General features: G+C 53.4%; 12 protein-coding genes and 3 pseudogenes. 2 read left to right on the forward strand and 13 right to left on the reverse strand.

The features are described from left to right. Window positions 1-38: 38 nt before the first annotated feature. The 4 genes from HXW87_RS07630 to HXW87_RS07645 form a co-directional block, all read right to left on the reverse strand. Entirely contained in the window at window positions 39-1,517 is a 1,479-nt protein-coding gene (locus HXW87_RS07630) for a glycosyltransferase family 39 protein (RefSeq protein ID WP_182403758.1), read from the reverse strand. 30 nt (window positions 1,518-1,547) lie between these two features. Further along, window positions 1,548-2,135, reverse strand: a complete 588-nt coding sequence (gene rimJ, locus HXW87_RS07635; RefSeq protein ID WP_182403760.1) for a ribosomal protein S5-alanine N-acetyltransferase — start codon at window positions 2,133-2,135, stop codon at window positions 1,548-1,550. A gap of 220 nt (window positions 2,136-2,355) precedes the next feature. Continuing rightward, complete coding sequence (locus tag HXW87_RS07640; protein WP_239778697.1) at window positions 2,356-3,762, reverse strand: DUF2252 domain-containing protein; 1,407 nt, start codon at window positions 3,760-3,762, stop codon at window positions 2,356-2,358. A gap of 84 nt (window positions 3,763-3,846) precedes the next feature. Then, entirely contained in the window at window positions 3,847-4,770 is a 924-nt protein-coding gene (locus tag HXW87_RS07645; protein ID WP_239778698.1) for a PliI family lysozyme inhibitor of I-type lysozyme, read from the reverse strand. A 205-nt stretch (window positions 4,771-4,975) separates the two neighbouring features. Between HXW87_RS07645 and HXW87_RS07650 the strand changes: the two genes are divergently transcribed. After that, the gene (locus HXW87_RS07650) at window positions 4,976-6,016 is read left to right on the forward strand and encodes an EamA family transporter (protein WP_275588941.1); all 1,041 of its coding nucleotides are present in this window, start codon (window positions 4,976-4,978) and stop codon (window positions 6,014-6,016) included. A gap of 573 nt (window positions 6,017-6,589) precedes the next feature. Here HXW87_RS07650 and HXW87_RS07655 read toward each other — a convergent pair. From HXW87_RS07655 to HXW87_RS07695, 9 genes and pseudogenes are all read right to left on the reverse strand, one after another. Then, the gene (locus HXW87_RS07655) at window positions 6,590-7,585 is read right to left on the reverse strand and encodes a restriction endonuclease (protein WP_239778699.1); all 996 of its coding nucleotides are present in this window, start codon (window positions 7,583-7,585) and stop codon (window positions 6,590-6,592) included. 68 nt (window positions 7,586-7,653) lie between these two features. Next, entirely contained in the window at window positions 7,654-9,555 is a 1,902-nt protein-coding gene (locus HXW87_RS07660; RefSeq protein WP_239778700.1) for an AAA family ATPase, read from the reverse strand. 28 nt (window positions 9,556-9,583) lie between these two features. Continuing rightward, on the reverse strand, window positions 9,584-11,290 hold the full coding sequence (locus tag HXW87_RS07665; protein ID WP_239778701.1) for a restriction endonuclease subunit S: 1,707 nt from the start codon (window positions 11,288-11,290) through the stop codon (window positions 9,584-9,586). Continuing rightward, window positions 11,290-12,783, reverse strand: coding sequence for a class I SAM-dependent DNA methyltransferase (locus HXW87_RS07670; protein WP_239778702.1), 1,494 nt, complete (start codon window positions 12,781-12,783; stop codon window positions 11,290-11,292). Before HXW87_RS07670 ends, HXW87_RS07665 begins: the two co-directional genes overlap by 1 nt. Before the next feature lie 84 nt (window positions 12,784-12,867). Further along, complete coding sequence (locus tag HXW87_RS07675; RefSeq protein ID WP_239778703.1) at window positions 12,868-15,318, reverse strand: DEAD/DEAH box helicase family protein; 2,451 nt, start codon at window positions 15,316-15,318, stop codon at window positions 12,868-12,870. Window positions 15,319-15,652: 334 nt separating this feature from the next. Beyond that, window positions 15,653-15,841: pseudogene (locus tag HXW87_RS07680) on the reverse strand (hypothetical protein); the annotation flags it as partial. Beyond that, window positions 15,834-16,187 (reverse strand): annotated as a pseudogene (locus HXW87_RS07685) (integrase); the annotation flags it as partial. The pseudogenes HXW87_RS07680 and HXW87_RS07685, both read right to left, overlap by 8 nt. After that, window positions 16,165-16,533 (reverse strand): hypothetical protein, encoded by a 369-nt coding sequence (locus HXW87_RS07690; protein ID WP_239778704.1) that lies wholly within the window; start codon window positions 16,531-16,533, stop codon window positions 16,165-16,167. The pseudogene HXW87_RS07685 and the gene HXW87_RS07690, both read right to left, overlap by 23 nt. Beyond that, window positions 16,517-17,713 (reverse strand): annotated as a pseudogene (locus HXW87_RS07695) (YfjI family protein); the annotation flags it as partial. The gene HXW87_RS07690 and the pseudogene HXW87_RS07695, both read right to left, overlap by 17 nt. 179 nt (window positions 17,714-17,892) lie before the next feature. Between HXW87_RS07695 and HXW87_RS07700 the strand changes: the two are divergent. Further along, complete coding sequence (locus HXW87_RS07700; protein WP_239778705.1) at window positions 17,893-18,759, forward strand: hypothetical protein; 867 nt, start codon at window positions 17,893-17,895, stop codon at window positions 18,757-18,759. The last annotated feature ends 21 nt before the right edge of the window (window positions 18,760-18,780 follow it).

An 18,780-nucleotide genomic window follows, 5' to 3' on the forward strand; every position in this document is an offset into this window, starting at 1 on the left:
AGTGACGGCGGGTTTTTTATTGGCTGGCGCAAAGGGCGTCAGTAGCCGACGAAGTAGTACGCCTGGCGCCCGACCATCATGGTCTTCAGCACTTTGAGTGGTGCGACGGGTTCGCTGTCCGCCGAGATCACCGCGACGTTCGAGGGCGAGGCACTGAGGAAGTCATGCAGTTGCGCGTCGGTGTCCAGGCCCTTGAGCACACGTTGGGTGTAGAACACGCTGGCGCCGCCGACCCGCTCATTGGCCTGGAACAGCGCGACCTGCTGACCGTTGGCTTGCAGGCTCTGAATATGGTCAGTCAGCGGCAGGAACGACAGTTCTTTATCAGCGTTGGGCAAGGCCCACTGGGCCGCGCCGAGGTAGCTGGCGATCACCACCGTGAGCAAACCGGCAGCAATTGCCTGACGATGACGGGCGACTTTTCCGATAAAGCGGTCTGCGTTTTCACGCGCCTGCAAGCGCTCGAAGAGCACGCGCGCATACTCGGCGGCAATCACCGCTGCGGCCGGGGTCATCGACATCAGGTACACCGTGCGCTTGCTTGAGGCCAGGGTCAGCATGATGAACTGCGCCACGATCCACAGGCTGAAAAACAGCAAGTAACGGTTGGCCTTCAGCTCCTTGCGGAAATGCCACAGGCCCAGATACACCAGAATGTTCCACGGCAGGAACGCTTCCGGCAGTTTGGCCAGATAGTAATAGAACGGCTCGTAATGCCCGGCCTCGACGAACGAGCCGCTGAAGCGACCGACGCTATTGGTCAGCAGCACTTCAGCGACGGCGTGTGAGCCACCGCGCTGGTAAAGCACGACGAGCCAGATCAGCAGCGGAATCAGGCCCACCGCCGTGAGCAGGCCGGGTCGCAGCCACGCGCCGATCTTCAGGCGTCTGTCGATCAGGTTATCCGCCAGCAGGTAGGCGAAAATCACCACGCCGGGCATCGCCAGTCCCAGCACGCCCTTGCTCAGCGTGGCGATGGCGATCCCGACGATAAACAGCAGCGAGTTAGCCGCGTTCGGTGCGCGTTGCGCCTGAAAGAACGCCAGCAACGCCGTGGTCACGCCGAGCGCCAGCAGCGCATCCTCGCCGACCCCACGCACGTTGCTCCAGTAGCTGGCCATGGTCGCCAGCAGAATCCCCGCCGTCCAGGCCAGCGCTTTCGGCCGTCCGAAGCGGCGCAGCATGCCGTACAGCAGCATGACACTGAGCAACCCGGCCACCGCCGACGCCAGCCGCACCGCCCACGGCGAAACGCCAAACACGCGCATGGCGCCGGCGTCCAGCCACAGGCTCAGCGGTGGTTTTTCCAGAAACGGTTCGCCGAACAGGCGCGGCGTCACCCAGTCATCGTCCAGGTGCATCTCCATGGCGATCCCGGCGACCCGGGCCTCGGTGGAGCCTTGCAACTGGTGGTTACCCAAAGCGAAAAAAAACAGCAGGGCGGCGAGTAGAAACAGCGAAGTGGCGGCACGCGGCATGGATTTCAGGCAACCGGAAAGGGCAGGAGCCTTGAGCATACTTCGCCAATGCTTAACAAATTGTGAAACTCACGCCAGTTGTCGTGACCAACGCTTTTCCGGCGCCTCGAACACCGGATTGACCAGCGCCGTCAGCACATGGTCCTGCCAGCGCCCGGCGATGTTCAGGTAGGCCTTGGCGTAGCCCTCGCGCTCGAAACCCAAACGCTCCAGCAAGCGCGCACTGCGCTCGTTGCCGGGTATGTAGTTGGCCATGATCCGGTGCAGGTTCTGCGTGTCGAACATGTAGCCGATGCCCGCCTCCAGGCCTTCCTGCATCAGGCCCTGACCCTGATGCGCGTAGTCAATGTGATAACCCAGATAACAGGCCTGAAACGCACCGCGAATGATCCCGCTGAAGTTGCATGCGCCGATCATTTGCTGGCCGTCCGGCGTCAGCAGGGCGAAATGCATCGCCAGCCCGGCCTCGTAGGCACTGGCCTGAACTTCAAGGCGTCGGCGAATCTGCTCGCTGGAAAAGTACTCGGTGGTGCGAATCGGCGACCAAGGGGCGAGGTGGCGCTGGTTGCGTGCGTAGAAGTCACTTTCCAGCTCGGCCTGTTCCGGGGCGAGGATCGCGAGCGTCAGGCGTTGGCAGGGCAAGGTCAGCAGCGGCATCGGGCGCTCCGGATGGCAGGGTCGAGGGACAGGATTGATCATGGGGCGGGAAAAAACAAACCGCGCGGATCGTTTCCGCAGCAAACGCCAGGCAAAAAAAAGCCCGCGGGAGAGCGCGGGCGAACCGTAGTTTCTTGAATGAGCGAGCGGACTGTACCGTGTTGATCGAACGGGGGCAGTGAAGAAAAATTCATCTCGATAGCGAGCGCTCTGCAGCGTGTCAAGGCAAGTGATCCGCTGCAAAATCCGCTTCCGAACGTGCCCGCAGCCGACCCTTGCGGCAGGCCTGCTGAAAACGTTCGAAGTCGCGTTCGTTCTGCGCGGTGTAACTGCGGGCGTATTTGAACAGGGCGTCGGCCAAGGCATCGCCCTTGCCGATATAGCCGCTGATGACCGCCGCATTGCCCGAGGCTTTGGCGTGGGCGCGCGCCAGCGCGCGACCGCAGACCCGGGCATAGGCGGCGAAGGTTTCGGCGTCGAAGTTTTCCAGTTCGGCGGAGATCTTCATGTCGCGCAATTGCCGCACATAAAAATGCCGACCGTGGGGGCCGGTGGTCCAGCCGAGAAACAGATCGCTGGCCGACTGCATCAGGCGCTGCCCCTCGACCACCCGTTGGCCTTCATGACGCGTGCGGGACTTGGCCTTCACATAGTCGGCGAGCACCGAGCGCCGCGCCTCCTTGAACTGCAGAAACAACGGAAATTCCTGATCGTCGGTCAGCAGCGCCACCAGACATCGGGTGCCCACACTGCCGACACCCATCACTTTGAACGCCAGATCCTGCACGTGAAACCGCGAAAGCAATTCCCGCCGGTCAGCCTGCAGCGTGGTGCGATAGTCACGCATGAACGTATCGAACAACGGTCGCCAGTCTGCCAGCCGCAACCAATCATCGTCGGCGTCGAGCAGCGTGGTGTTCTTGTGCAGGTGGAAAATTTCCGGCAGGTCGTCACGAATGACCAGTCGCCCGTTGGCGTCGCGCTCACTGATTTTCGGCAGCAACTCGGCATGGGTGCGCCGTTCGGCTTTATCGACGGCACGCTGCACATGCTCCAGCGCACTCTTGCGTGCCTGATCGAGCAAGTCTTCGTACTTGATCGATTCGTACCAGGTTTCCAGCGCACTCTGTTCGGCACACTCCAGCATCGTCGCCTGATAGGCACCGACCATCTGCCGACAGACCTCTTCCTCAACCGACTCGCCATGGCGCAAATCCCGCGCCGCCACCACAAAACTCGCCGCCAGCCGCTTTACGTCCCATTCCCAGGGCCCAGGATGCGCCTCGTCGAAATCATTCACGCTGAACAGCAAATTGCGCTCCGGCGTGGCAAACCCGCCGAAGTTCATCAAGTGTGCATCCCCACAGATCGGCCCAACCAGCCCCATGTTCTGGGTGCTCGACAGATCATGCGCCTGCAGCAGCGCGTTGCCACGGAAGAACGTGAAGGGCGACACCAGCATTCGTCCGTAACGCAACTCCACCAGCGAAGCGACGCGGCCCTGACTCGACGCTTTGATCAGCGGAATCGGATCGCGGCTCATTTTTCCGGTGGTGGCGTGGGTGCTGCGCGAGCATTGCTTGCGGGCGTCCTTGCCTTGCTTCATGCGGTCTTGGAGGGTGGTCATGGGGGCTCGTCGTGGCAGTGGGGGCGGTGTGAGTGTAGAAGTGGTTCAGGGGTTTATCCGCCGGCCGTAACGAACCCGGTCATTTCAGAATTCCGTGACCTTGTCCTCGCGTAAAATCCACCCGGCTTCACCCGCCACCAACTTGTATTGAACCTGACGCATCTTCCCCGTACGACCCGCACCCGCGTCGGCGCTGTCATACACCGGGAAGCGTTGCACCAGCCTGTTTTCCACCACGGCAAACGAGTCCTCGCCCTGATAACCCTCGGCGGTTTTCGGGTTGTCACTAACCGGAGGCAAGTAGATTTCGCTCAGGGATTTCTTGTTGTTGGCCGAATAGGCGATCAGTTCGCCCGGCATGCCGCGTCCGGGCGAGCGGGTGAACACATAGAGTTCAGGGGAACCGTCGTTATTGAGATCGGCGACTTCGGCGCGTACCACCTCACCGCTGAGGGCCTGAATGATGACCGTATTGTCGATCTCCAACCCCTTGGGAGCGATGTGCAAAGTGGGTTTGCCATCGACCTGTTCAGTGCTGACGTGAAAGGCAATGCCCTGCAATTCCAGCGTCTGATCGAATGGTGGCTGACGGCTGATGGCATCGCCATTGACCAGCCTCAGCGACAAATCGTAGTTGGACACTTCATTACGCCGTGCGGCGTTGCGCATTAGGTAGACCTGAACCGTGTACTCGCCATCGCTGGGCAATGTGCCGAGGAAGTGATTGCCCATGATCGAGCCATTGAACAGCGCGTAATCGGCCCCCTTGGCAGCGATGTTGAAGTAAGCGGAGGTGTTGGAGGGCTTGAAGTCGACGGTCAGCATCTGGCCGGCCCTGGCGTTGAACCGGTACTCCGCCGTCTGGTCACCCGTGATCGACTGTTTGCGCTGGACGCTGTCGGCAGCGGTTGTGAACGCTATCGGTTCGACGCGCACAGTGGGGGCGTCGGCCGCATGGACGGACAAGGAAATCAGCGCGGCCAGCGCTACGGCGATCCAGCTCTTCATCTTCAACTCCATTGCATCTCGATGTTCGCAGCATAGAAGCTGCATCGAGCGACCGCCCAGAGATTGCGCGGATTAAATGTTGCTGGATTTGAGCACGTACCCGAGGCCGTGTTCCCTGACACGAATCAGCTGTTCACATAATTCTCACCTGAGTTTTGCCATGATGCTTGCTGCTATTCCATCGGCCCCAGCGAGTGATCCCGGCATGAATATGAGCGTTCTCTACGCATTGATTGCGGCAGCGCTGTTTGGCGCCAGTACGCCCCTCGCCAAACTGCTGGGGGTACAGATTTCGCCGATTCTGCTCGCCGGGTTGCTCTATCTCGGCAGTGGTCTGGGCTTGACCGTCCTGCGTTTTGCCCGCGATCGTGGCTGGAAACCTTCCGGGCTCGGCACCGGTGAATGGCCATGGCTGCTCGGCGCCATCGGCTTCGGCGGCGTGTTGGCGCCAGTGGCGCTGATGTTCGGTTTGACCCGAACGTCCGGCGCGAGCGCGTCACTGATGCTCAACCTCGAATCCGTGCTCACGGCGCTACTGGCGTGGGTGGTGTTCAAGGAAAACGCCGACCGCCGAATCGTGATCGGCATGCTCGCCATCGTCGCCGGCGGTGTTGTGCTGTCCTGGCCACAAGAGGCCGTCTCGGCGCAAGACTGGACCGGCCCACTGGCCGTGGCCTTCGCCTGCTTTTGCTGGGCCATCGACAACAACCTGACCCGCAAAGTCTCTGCCTCGGACGCACTGTTCATCGCCGGCAGCAAAGGCCTCGTGGCCGGTCTGGTCAACTGCACACTGGCCCTGGTCATCGGCAGCCAACTACCCGCCGCCACCTCGCTGGTGCCGATCATGCTGGTCGGCTTTCTCGGCTACGGCGTCAGCCTGGTCATGTTCGTCCTGGCCCTGCGCGGCCTCGGCAGCGCACGCACCGGCGCCTACTTTTCCACCGCACCGTTCCTCGGCGCAGGCATCTCGATTCTGCTGCTGGGCGAATCGATATCGCTGATGTTCCTGCTCGCAGCGGCGTTAATGGCCGTGGGGGTATGGATTCATCTGATGGAAAACCATGTTCATGAACATCAGCACGAACGGCTTGAGCATGATCATCGGCATACACACGATGAGCATCATCAACATACGCATGGGTTTGAGTGGGATGGGGTGGAGCCGCATAGCCATCCGCATGTGCATACGCCGATGCGGCATAGTCATGCGCATTTTCCGGATGTGCATCATCGGCATGGGCATTGAGTTGGGTGCGTGCGGGGGGGACCGTTGGCGGTGAGGCAGGAATGAAACGCCAGATGCGACAAAGCCCGCACTGGGCGGGCTTTGTCGTTGAGAAGTGGTGGGCCGGGGTAATTTGAATCTGCTTGGTAAGTTTTTGATTATAGATATTTATATGGATTTAGATTTTTCACTGGAATACCAATTGTAATACGACACTCCACTCTACTACCTGTTTGCATTCGATCTGACCAGCCCGCTTCGTAACCATGATTGGCAGTGAACTGCCTATAACTGCCAGTGGTGAGCGGCTGATATCGACTGGTCATCGGCCAGAGAAGGAGACGCTTGGCTGCGCCTACGAACTAGGGGCGATTCAAACCGAGCAGAAGCAGTTGGATCAGTTTCAGCCAGCGGTAACTTGCAGTGGCCAAAATGGTGGTTCCGGGTACCAATTTGCATGGGCGTTTAGAGTCAATACGTTAGCGATTATTAGCTGGAAAATCAAAGGGTTACTGTAGGCCTGATTAGCGCTTTTTCGCCCCGTTTAGTGGGGCGAGTGTGGCAAATTTGTGGCATCTGCGAATGACGCAATATTTAACTCACCGGCCAGTAGATCCGCACCAGAGGCACCAGCGCCCGACCTTCCAGATCGACGCTCTCGTAGTGACTTACGATCAGGTCGGCCAAATCGTCCAGGTCGACCAAGGTTAGCGGAATGCTGGACCGTTCGGCTTCGTAGCGGGCCTCGCGGGTGAAACCGCCGGTGCTGATAAACAAGCCAGAGTCACCTTCACGCAGAGCACCGATAAAGCTACGAATCGCGGGGGCACCTATAGAACCATTGCGGTGCTTTACTTCAGCCTTGATACGCGGCTGCGTTAGGCCTAATCCATCGGGTGAGGCAATAACGTCTACCCCTCGATCTGGCCCTTTGGGTGATACCTTGGCTTTGAAACCCATGGCGCGGAGGATACTTGCTACCAACTCTTCCATCTCGTCAGGTAGCAATGCGACGATTTTGTCTTTGATGAGCTCATGGCTTTGGGCCACAGTTTCATCTTTTAGCTGCTCCACTTCGGTTTCAACTGCATCAGTGTTATTGATCAAGTGGTTGGGAGCTTTACCCTCCAACACAGCTGAAAACACGTCGATAATTTCCTGACTTATGGAAAACAGCGTCAGGGTTGAGCCAAGGGAGTTTTTCGCTTTCTGTGGTAGCTGATCACGGCTGACTTTACCCAACCACTCAACCTTGCGCAGGTTGGCATAGTCGCCAACGGTATCAGGCTGGTACAGATACTCGCCCTGATCGATACCCAGCAGGTATTCCCGCAATTCTGGGTTATAGCTAACGATGTGATCACCAGCGGTGATCTGATCACGAAATTTGAGGATCATAGCGACTGCATTGGCGGTGGCCGAAGGCTTATCGTTACCGTAAACCTCTATGTACTTTTGGCGCAGACTGTCGTTTCTTGAGTATTGGGTTAAATCCCCCAGTTGTGACCAGCCAATAGCGGCGTAACCCTTCTCAAAATCTTCTATGTAAATTCCTCCGCGTCCGGCGCGGATCATCCAGTTATTAGACACAAATCACTCCCTTGTGCTAAATGATCCTAATTTATAAGCGGAAGGAATTTCTTGCCGCTCAATATAAATTAAGCTGCATCAATTTTTTCTTGATAGCGCTCACAGGTCTTCGCGACAAAATCTAGCATTTGTCTAAAAGCCTCAAAACAATGTACAGGAAGTGTCGGAACTATCTCTTTAGCAAATTTAGTTTTATTTCCATCTGCTTTAAAACTAACTATTTCACCTCCTGGCGTGGGCTCTTTAGAGAAGTAGATATCAGTTTGATCGAATCCGTATAGCAAATGTTCTATTTCGCAATGCGAACGATCACCATAGGTTTCCAATTTTTCTTCGTTCTTAAATGTCTGTTTTTTAATATCCGGATTGTTTGGGATAGGCAGCATTATCGCGAACGAATCTCCCTTATCCCATTTTTTAACCAGTCCTTTAAAAGGATCGCTTTGGATTTCTTCTCCATTCAAACCATTCCATGAATTGAACGCCTTATCAAAATCAAAAATCGCAAATACAGGCAAGCCATTCATCTCAGAGTGAATCCGGGCATCGGTCAGCAACTGGTTTATATAAGTACAACTAAAAGCGTAAAATGGTATAAATGGCATGTCTTTATTAAAAAGCTTGTACCATGCTTCTTTAATGATTAAAGGGTCCGTACTCCCTTCAGTAAAAAGAACTGGTTTGTTTTCAATTTGAATAGTGTTCAAAACACTGAGCAATCGCTCTTGCTCTGAATACATCAAGAAGTTAGCGCTTAACTTGCTAATTGCAATCCTTTTGGGTAGCAAATAGCATTGAGCTTTTCCTTCTTTGATGTCGAAATAACGAACTTTATCATGGCTGTGCTCAATTAAAGTAATAGCGCTATGGCTACTCATTAATATGTGATTCGACTTTAAGGCCTGTTCCGAAACAGACTTGATTTGCTTCAGGCACTCGTGCTGCCACTCAGGGTGCAAAAATGAATCCGGTTCATCCATCAACGTTAGGCAATGCGAATTTTTGAATAATTCAGAAATCGCATAGATATATACCGACTGCAGCTGTCCATCGCTAAGTTGATTTATATTGGCATCCGCATTTCCAGAAATTGTTAAGGGTATAGATATAGACTCAAGCATTCCAATGGCTTTCAATCTATCAAAAGCTAGAAACATATCTTCAGAGGAGAAATTAGTAAATTCTTCACGAATTTTAGATATATCGAAGTAAAGTTGATATCGATCCTCCTCCCATAAATACCCTTGCGCCCTGACCGAAGACTTATTGTCAGACTCACAAAGTATTAATCGATCTAGAAATTTTTTAGTCTCTCCGGCAGAAAGCCAAAAAGTTTTGTCATCATTGTCGACAACATCATATTTTGACAGCCTTTTACCGTATTTATTTAAGGCGTAATTAGGTCTTTTTAAGCAGAGTAGAATCTCATTAGGGTCTTTTTCGATCGAAAGCTTTTCTGATATATGGATTTTGGCTTTATTGTCGATCGGCTGAAGTAAAAGCACGCTAAACAACATGTTTTTATAGTCGCCATTCACACCAATAAACCTTCGGCCACTTGCTGTATTAACTTCTTTGAAAGAACCTTCAAACTCCTGGTTATAAAGATCTAGAGCCTCAGACATTTGACGGTTATGTCCTGAGTAATAGACGAGAATCTTATCAGGCAAAGGAAGTCCTTTTAATGAATTAACTTCACTGCCATTAATATAATAGATGCTATTCTTATACTCAAACTTAAAATCATTCCCATCTAGTGAATAGCAGACAGAACATTCGAATTCAAACTCATTGCGTCCGTCGACGGCAGAGAAAATTCCATAAAATATTTTAACCACCGCTTCTAGAAAATTTGATTTGCCGGACCCATTTCTTCCAATAAATATTTCTAAGAATGACTCACCATCAAAGCTAACCGTAAGGTTCTCGATGTTTTTAAATTTACTTATCCATACTGACTTTAAACGCACCTAAATTTCTCCTTGAAAATTTCTAGATTTAACCGTGCGTCAATAAAAATTGATCAACTATGGCCTCAGAAAGGCGAGCCTGAGCATTTCGACTAGCCTGTAATCGGAATTTTAGATTTTCGAGAAGTATTGTCAGGTTGTTTACTTTTGAAACAATACGTTTCTGCTCACTGAGCGGTGCAATAGCAACAATCATGTTTTTCATTATGGTTCCATTGATATTTGCTTGCCCGCACTGCTGCTTCAGATATGGCTCAACTTGAGTAACTCTAAAAAGCGGAGAGTTCATGTTCAAGTTCAGGAACTCAGAGCACACATTGTTCTCGCTACACCTAATTCTTATCAAATATGAAGCAAATGAGTAATGATTGTCAGGACCTTCGTATCTGCCGGTCTTGCCTACCAGTTCCGCACTATTAGTTCTGTTGTACAGAATGTCGCCATGATTGAGCATTAGGCCAGATATGCCCTTAAAATCAATCGATGCTTTTTTCTGACCTCCCAGAACAACTTTACCACTTTGAATATCGCCCATTTTAAGCACGGGAATACCATCTTCCGTATCAAATGTTTTTGCAGAAATTCCATATTCTGAATATAAAGACGATTCACCAATCCGACTCCACACCCAGCCGCTGGGTAAGGAAAACGGCTTTTCCTCATCGGTGATTTCCGGCAAGGGCTTTTGTTTTTTTATTTTCTGATCGTTGATCAGTTGGGATTTTTCGGCGGCAATGCGTTTTAGTAGTTCGCTGGCGGGCTCGTCGTTGGGGTCTTGTGGGACGAGTTTGCCCATGACGGCCAGCTGCAGGATGATTTGCTTGAGCTTTTCGACAGCGTAGTCGGTCGTTATCAGCGTGTCGAAGTGTTCACTCAGGCGTGCCCAGTTTTCTCTGAGTTCACTAGCGTCCTTGGCGCTGGCCAAGGGTTCCAGCAGTGTTTCTACTAGAAGTTGATGTGCCTCGAAACTGACCTCAGTTTGTTTCTCTAACTGATCGCAGAGGGCTAATAGTTCGTCGACTTTCTCGTCTATTCGGTATTGTTCCTCGATAGGCGGAACACAGATTAATAAAATATTCGCTTCATTGCGGCTTAGCCCTGGCTTTATACCTTTTCCGAGATTTTCTAGACCCAGCGTATGAAGCAGCTTAAAAGTAAAATTTAAATCGAGTCCCGATGGAGGCACAAGGCTGTATGCCACATCTGTCACCCAGCAGCCCTCATTAAGGCATAAATTTAGAGCGCCAGCCGATCCTTTCCTGCCAATGACAATACATGGTTGACTGACTGAGCATTTTTCATGGCTGCCCACAACTCCATTTGAACCGTAAACGGGGTACTCACCTGTATTACTCCGTTTAACCTCTGGTAGGTTATCGCCATATTCAATATCGAATATTTCACCAAAACGAGCCCAGCTCCACCCATTCGGTAGCTCAAATGGCTTTTCACCATCGCTAATCTCAGCCAGTTTTCTAGGTATCTTGATATTTTTTTCTTTAGCCCACCGCGCTTTATCGGCAGCAATCTGCTCTAGCAAAACACTCGCGGGCTCATCGTTCGGATCTTGCGGTACCAACTTGCCACGCACAGCCAGTTCGAGAATCAGCTCGCGTAGCTTCTTGATTCCATAGAGTTCAAGTTTCTTATTGCTACCGCGACCCTGAGTAGGTTTCACTCTAATAGCCGAGGTCCAGAGATCAATATTCTCAGTTATCAATTCTAATGCGGCCATTATGGCTGGACCTCAGTCTTGCTAGACATAGCCTCAGCCAGAATGCCTTTGAGCTGATCGCGCAGTGCTTGAATACCCGCTTGTTGCTGACTGTACTCGGCCAGCAGTGCGTCTGGATCGTGGCTGATTTGTTCTTCTTGATGGGGGTTTTTGATATCGAGGTTGTAGTTGCGCGCAACAATTTCCTCAAGGCTCACTCGCCATGCCTTCTTATTGGCTTGGCGATTATTACGGGCTAATTTTTCTTGCTGGGTGTCGCCTTCGCCCCACCAGGCGGCGCAATCATCAAAGTCTTCCAGCTTCATGGGCTTGGTTTTGTTAAAAGCTTTAACACCTGCAGGCAATGGCACTTCGTAGTACCAAATGTCTTTAGTCGGCTGGCCCTTCTCAAAGAATAAGATGTTGGTCTTGATACTGGTGTAGGGCGCAAAGACGGAGTTAGGTAGGCGTACGATGGTGTGAAGGTTGCATTCGTCCATCAGCATTTTTTTTATTTTGACTTTTACGCCTTCACCAAACAGGGTGCCATCCGGTAAAACCACGGCGGCGCGGCCCTTATTTTTCAGAACCTCGACAATCAGCTGTAAGAAAAGATCAGCGGTTTCGCGGGTTTGCATTTCGGCAGGAAAGTTTTTCTCAATGCCATCTTCTTCGGTGCCACCGAACGGCGGGTTAGAGACTATTACGTCTATATTTGATGCCCAGCTGGAGAGCGGTTTGTTGAGGGTGTTGCCGTGCTTGATTTGCACAGGAACTTCAATGCCATGTAGCAGCATGTTGGTGGTACACAGCAGATGCGGTAGCTGCTTTTTTTCGACACCATGAATTTGGCCCTGGAGAACTAAATTATCCTCGCCATTTTTAACGTAGTTTTTCTCGACATGGTCAAACGAGCAGGCGAGGAAGCCACCGGTGCCACAGGCGGGATCAAAAATTGTCTCGCCCAACTGTGGGTCGATCATCTGCACAATAAAGCGGGTGACGGCACGTGGGGTATAGAACTCACCAGCGTTACCGGCACTCTGCAAGTCCTTTAGGATTTGCTCATAGATGTCGCCGAACAGGTGGCGCTCGCTGGCGTCGCTGAAGTCAATCTCGTTGAGCTTGTTGATCACCTGACGCAGCAGGGTGCCGTTCTTCATATAGTTGAAGGCGTCGCTGAAAGCTTCTTTAGCCACAAACCCCCGGGGGTTTTTGTTGACGGGAGCTATCAAGTCTTTCAGACTCGGAAATAACTCCAAGTTTATAAAGTCTAAAAGTTCATCACCAGTTGCCCCTTTGGGGCTTGAAGCCCAGTTACGCCAAAAATATTCCTCAGGAATAGGTGCCTTGTATTCGTCGCTCTGTTCGAACTCCAGCTGCTCTTCCTGGGCGTCGAAAATTTTGAGAAACAACAACCAGGACATCTGGCCCAAGCGTTGGGCATCGCCATCGACGCCAGCGTCTTTGCGCATGATGTCTTGAATAGATTTTATTACAGAACTGACGGACATGATTTTCTCTTTAGCAATTAACGCCAGTCGGAAGCGCGTTTTGTGATGGCGACTGCGCTTATCACGACTAGCCTAAACGGTATTTTACGCAATTTTATCGGTTGTATAGAGCTGTTCTTCTAACTCGCTCAAGGCCTGTTTATATTGAGGCTTACCGCCGAATTCATTTTGGACAATTTGCATGGGGTTACCCAAGACTTTGAGTTTTGGCACCTTGAGCTCGGCAAAACCGGCTTGCTCTAACTGACTGATGCCAGCATCGGCGTACTGCTCAACCAAGACGTTGAGTACGGTCTGGGCAACCGCCGAATACTTAGCAAAGTAGTTGCGCTTTTTGACATTCTCGGCGCGCTCTTTACGGGTGAGTGGCGGTTGGTCGTAGGCTATATGGCAAATGAGATCGAAAGGATCCATATCCTTACCGACTTCATCCTCTAATGCCTGCCAGATCACACCCTCGGCGGCCAATTCGTCAATCACCGCCTGCTTGCGTTCACTGTCTTTCCATTTGCGAACAAAGTCATCCAGTGAGGCAAAGTGCTTGGTAACTGCATTGCGGGTGTAGTCCTTAAAGGATTCGGTCACCAGCTTGCCGTCGGTGTCGTAATACTGAACGCGCTCGGCGATTTTATTAACGGCGACGCCTTTAACGCGGTATTTGACGTAGGGCTCGCCTTCACCGCCACCGGTATTACCACTTGGGTAGCCATCCGAACTACCCTCACCAGCGGTGGTGCCGCCATCGGTACTGCCTTCGCCTGAGTCAACGGTCTTATCTAGGCTGCCTTCATCGTCGTCTTTGTTGAGTTCATCATCAAAGCTCGGGTCATCCTGGTCGATGATTTTGATGGGATCAGTGATCATTACCTTCTCGGGGATGCCGTCGAAACGCTCATCGGCGAAGAGCTCGGTGGCCTTCTTGAAGTCAAGAATGGTAAACCAGAGCTTGTTGAACTTGTCGTTAATGCGGGTGCCGCGACCGATGATCTGCTTGAATTTGGTCATCGACTGGATGGTTTGATCCAGTACCACCAGCTTGCAGGTTTGGGCATCGACGCCAGTGGTCATCAATTCTGAGGTGGTGGCGATAACTGGGTAGGCGCGTTTGGGGTTGATGAAGTTATCCAGCTGAGCTTTGCCGATTTCATCGTCGCCGGTGATCTTCATCACGTACTTGTCGTTCTTGGCGACCTGATCTTTGTTGAGGTTGACCAGCGCACGGCGCATGCGCTCCGCATGATCGATGTCGTTACAGAAAACGATGGTCTTGGCCATGGGGTCGGTGCGCTTGAGGTAGGCGGTAATGGTTTCCGCTACTAGCTGGGTGCGCTCGTCGATAACCATGACACGGTCGAAGTCTTTCTGGTTGTAGATGCGATCTTTGATCAACTCGCCATTTTGATCGAGCTGACCCTTGGTTGGCCTCCAGCCCTGTAAATCGACATCCAGATCCACGCGCACCACTTTGTATGGAGCGAGGAAACCATCCTCAATGCCTTCTTTGAGCGAGTAGGTGTAAACCGGCTCGTTGAAGTAATTGATGTTGGAGACTTCATCGGTCTCTTTGGGCGTGGCAGTGAGGCCTATTTGGGTGGCCGAACCGAAGTACTCAAGGATTTCGCGCCAGGCACTATCCTCTGCGGCGCTGCCACGGTGGCATTCGTCGATAACGATCAGGTCGAAGAAGTCGTGGTCAACTTGCTTGTAAGCCTTCTGGTGTTCTTCTGGACCAGTGAGCGCCTGGTAGAGCGCCAGATGAATCTCGTAGGCAGGATCCACCTTACGACCAGTGATTTTGGTCATGGCTGGCCCAAAGGGCTGAAAGTCATTGAGTCGGGTCTGATCAACAAGGATGTTACGGTCGGCCAGGAAGAGGATGCGTTTCTTCTTCTTGCCTTTCCACAAACGCCAAATTATCTGGAAGGCGGTGTAGGTCTTGCCGGTACCGGTTGCCATCACCAGCAGAATGCGATCTTGCCCGGCCGATACGGCTTCAATGGTTTTGTTAATAGCCTGCAACTGGTAGTAGCGCGGAGACTTGCCGCTGCCATCGTCGTAGTAGTCTTGAGTGATGAGCGGCATCTGGTCTTCTGTGAAGCCCTTCCAAGCACAGTATTTCTGCCACAGAGCCTCGGGGCTAGGGAAGTCGGCAAGGGTGATTTCACTCTCTAGCCCACCGCCTTGGTCGATAGCAGTTTTGTCGTGGAAAGCAAAACCGTCACCGTTACTAGCAAACACAAAGGGCACGTCCAACAGGCGGGCATAATTCAGCCCCTGCTGCATACCTTTGCCTATTTCGTGCTTATTGGCCTTAGCCTCTATCACGGCTAGCGGCATATTGGGTTTGTGGTAGAGCACTATGTCGGCCGATTTAACCGTTTTACGGGCACCCACCTGACCGCGGACGATGACTTTACCGTCGCGCAGCTTCACCTCTTGGCGGAGCTGAGTCATTGGGTTCCACCCTGATTGCTCGACAGCCGGAAGGATGAATTTGGTGATAATGTCCGTTTCTGACAGTCGCTTCTTATCCATAGTAATTTGCTGTGCCGGCGGTATGGTTTGTGACGCAACTATACGGTAATTCGCCAAGAAATCAGCCGCTAACTGGCATCGCTTTTTGAGTTTCGGGGCCTGCCCTGAGCAAGAGTGGTAGGTCGGGGAGGGAGTGCAACGACTGCAGCCGACCGATTGCTATTTCGCCGTTTACGGCGGTATAGCAAACCCTACCTTGTCCCGCTGTTCTAGCGCTCTGATGTTGAAAGCGGCGTTAATCGCTTGGGTAAACGCTGGTATAAGGATTTGGTGATGCCTGATTGGACTTGATAACCGCTTCGGGGACCACTGCCCAGCCACGAGTCGAGCGTTGGATCAGCCTTGCTCGGTCATCCCCTAATCGTTTCCAGATCAATAGGGTGGTGAGACGATAGTAATACTGGGTGGCGTCGGAATGGTCTTTCAGGTGCTGAGTGAGAAACCAGCGCACATGCTTGAGCTGCCAGGTCCAGGGATTGTCACGTTGCCATCGCTGTTGAATGGCCGCTTGCATGATTCGGGCTGGCGATCCTCACGTCCTGATCACCGCGCAGCGCCGCGAGGGTGCGGTTGGCGCTGCTCAGGCGGTTCTGCGCGGTGGCGATGCAGAGTTCACCTTGCTTTATCTGCTGACGCAGGTAATCGGCGTAGTCCTGCAGCGTCTGTCGGTCGATCTGGCGCGCATCGTTGTAACCGGGGCCGTCCTCTGACCGACACCAACGCACGAACGCTTGCCAGCGATCGCTATGCGCTTTGACCGTGGCGAAGTGGCCACCGGCAAATAGATCCTTTAGCGCTTGTGGGCCGGCGTAGCTTAGCTGGCGGCCGTAGCCGAAGTTGCGACCATCACTCCGACCGACCAGCGCCATTGTCATCACCGTTTTCGTTTGTTTGTAGAAAGAGCAGCAAGGCTTTCCAGTGAGGGCTGAGCCTGTCCATCTGCCGCCAGTACGTCGGGCGGATCAGAAGGGTGTTCTCGTGGTGTTGCAGCAGTGCCCCTTCCTCACGCAGTTGCTCAATCAGCAGGGCGATGTGGGCAGGGTCTAGGGGGGGTGTGGCGACAGCGGCGACAGCGGCGACAGTGGCGACAACCCGCGTCGTTGCTGGCCTGGCACGTGGCGACAGGGTGGCGACAGAGGCGGCGACACACCGTGATTCTGGCTGTGGTTGATGTTGCGCCTGGTAGCGGCGCACCGCGTCATTGAGGCGAAACATGGCGGACCTCGAAAGTTTTTCCGTCGCGACTGCTCAGCCAGCGATGAGTGATCAGCACGACCAATAAAGAGGCGGTATGGTCAGCGCTCTTGCGGGCAAAACGAGGGCCATTGCGATTAACATCGCGGATGGTGAAGTGGGTCCAGCCTTTCTGTATCAGCCAGCGCAGCAGCCGATCCGCTTCCTCGCGTCGGCTATTGACCGGCTCTTGTTCGGTCAGGCGCTGAATCTCGGCCAGGTAGTAATCCATCAGCGTGGAGGCGCGCTGAATGTGGGCTTCGTCCAACGCACTGGCCTCTTCAACCATGGCCAGCACGCCCGCGATACGCAGTACATTCGCCGCCGCCTTGCTCGCGACAGGCTGGACGCCGGCTAGCTCGCCGAACTCGCCAGACTGGCACTCGATGGTGTCGTGGATATCAATCCAAGCCCGGCGGGCACGGGGAGTCAGCTCCAGCGTGGCGGGATTGAGTGACCCATCCTTGTGAAGCGACCAGGGCTTTTGCAGCAGGGCCGTGATCCGCTGTTGGTAGCGCTGGACTTTGGCATCCCGGCTCAGGTTGATCGCCTTGTAGAGCCGCTGGCCGGCCAGGTGCTCGGGCCAACTGATCAGGCAACGGCCGAGGATGCCTTGGCCATTGATCACCGGGTCTTTGAAAATCTGGTTGGCCAGGTAAGGCTGCAGCATCAGATGCAGGCTGAGGCGGCGATCATAGGCCCGCAGGCTTTCTCCGGCCATGGTGCGGGCCCGGTCGATCGGGCTGCCATCCCACAGCATCGACAAGGTGGTGATTGCCTTGAGCAGATTCTCTTTGCTCATGGTGCTGCTCCCCAAGAACTGGCCACCTTCATCATTGAACAAACCCATGCTGGGCAAGCCATGGCACAGGCTTTTGACCAGGGCCTCGATAGTGGGCTCGGCAATGATCAGTCTCGGTGGTACCGGCTCGGACAGCTCGCCGCCTTCCGCCCTGGAGGTTGTCTTTGAGGTTTTGGGTTTGGCCATGATGCTGGTAGCGGCGCGATAGGCTTTGAGCTTTTCCTCATACAGGGTCCACTGCTGTCGTTCCCACTCGCGCGCCGCCTTCAGGGCCAGGTGATCCACCGTGCTTTTTCGATCACCCGAAGACGCCACCGTCAGTAGGTAGAGGGACAGCGGATAGCCTACCCCGTCTATGCGCCGAGCCAGTGGTGGTGAATGTGCCCAATTTATGGCGGTTACAGTCGCAGCGGGGCTGCTTCATTCACGCCAACCACTCGTGGTACCTAAACTATGACATGGACCGTATCATTTTCCCTTGGAGTGGTCCTCCTGCCTTTCCTTCTAGGGATCAGATCTATCCACCCCACAAGAGTGCCTTGGAACAATTGCTGGAGCACTACTTCTTCAACGAAAAAAAACTCGAAAGTGAAGAAGCTATTCGAAATTTCGTAAGTGAGGCGAAAAAGAAAGGGAGACACATTAGATCCTTCCATATAACGGACCCACTGAAGCACAAGCCTGAAGCCTTCTCGTCGCCCTTGAAGACCGGCGAGCAGTGGAGCAGCGAATCGCTTGAAGAATGGTTCAGAACGCCAGTAGAGCACTACGATTGTACGGTAGGACGTCAAATCCCTGTGCCTCTGCGCAGTGATAAAGCCGCACCCGACGTCGCGTATCAAGTGCAAAAAGCCATAGAGAGTGCGCTGAATTGGGACACAAATTTGAGGGGGCAGGCAATTGAATGGAGCTTCACGGGCCTACCTGATAATGTGGATGAGAAACTACTTGTGGCAGCAGCTCGCGATGCATGGAACGGTATGCGTAATCTTCCGTACACTCACAACGACATTGCGGCTGCGATTTCTGCCCTAGTCCCCCTTTGCAGCCTTCCGGATGTCCGCTCGTTCAATGTTAGGGAGGCGGCCCTGGCGTTTAAAAGTTGGATTCCCGATGCGATGCAGGTTGAATTCGGAAATCGGAATGGTTCAGGGTCACGGGCCTATTGCTCCGACACCACATTGCTTGGTGCGCTCGATAAGAGCTGGATGGCGTCCCTACGGAGCCTGCAACCACTCTCCTCCGTGACCAGTGCATTCTGTGTCACATACGACCCCCGTCTCATGTTCGACTTTAAACGACTGACTCAGATTTTTGCCCGAGAAGTAATCCCTTCACAACTTGCCATGAAGCGGCCCATTGTGCTCTTCAATCCAGCCGAGCTGGACAGTTTTGGCCTTCCATAAATACCATGCCCATTTCCCACA

The sequence above is a fragment of the Pseudomonas sp. Y5-11 genome, from assembly GCF_022368695.1.
GTDB lineage: Bacteria > Pseudomonadota > Gammaproteobacteria > Pseudomonadales > Pseudomonadaceae > Aquipseudomonas > Aquipseudomonas parakoreensis.

Excerpts from the sequence above, each read along its gene's own strand:
- HXW87_RS07630 (WP_182403758.1), bottom strand. The coding sequence starts at position 1,517 with ATGCTCAAGGCTCCTGCCCTTTCCGGTTGCCTGAAATCCATGCCGCGT.
- rimJ (WP_182403760.1), bottom strand. The coding sequence starts at position 2,135 with ATGCCGCTGCTGACCTTGCCCTGCCAACGCCTGACGCTCGCGATCCTC.
- HXW87_RS07640 (WP_239778697.1), bottom strand. The coding sequence starts at position 3,762 with ATGACCACCCTCCAAGACCGCATGAAGCAAGGCAAGGACGCCCGCAAG.
- HXW87_RS07645 (WP_239778698.1), bottom strand. The coding sequence starts at position 4,770 with ATGAAGAGCTGGATCGCCGTAGCGCTGGCCGCGCTGATTTCCTTGTCC.
- HXW87_RS07650 (WP_275588941.1), top strand. The coding sequence starts at position 4,976 with ATGAATATGAGCGTTCTCTACGCATTGATTGCGGCAGCGCTGTTTGGC.
- HXW87_RS07665 (WP_239778701.1), bottom strand. The coding sequence starts at position 11,290 with ATGGCCGCATTAGAATTGATAACTGAGAATATTGATCTCTGGACCTCG.
- HXW87_RS07670 (WP_239778702.1), bottom strand. The coding sequence starts at position 12,783 with ATGTCCGTCAGTTCTGTAATAAAATCTATTCAAGACATCATGCGCAAA.
- HXW87_RS07675 (WP_239778703.1), bottom strand. The coding sequence starts at position 15,318 with ATGGATAAGAAGCGACTGTCAGAAACGGACATTATCACCAAATTCATC.
- HXW87_RS07690 (WP_239778704.1), bottom strand. The coding sequence starts at position 16,533 with ATGTTTCGCCTCAATGACGCGGTGCGCCGCTACCAGGCGCAACATCAA.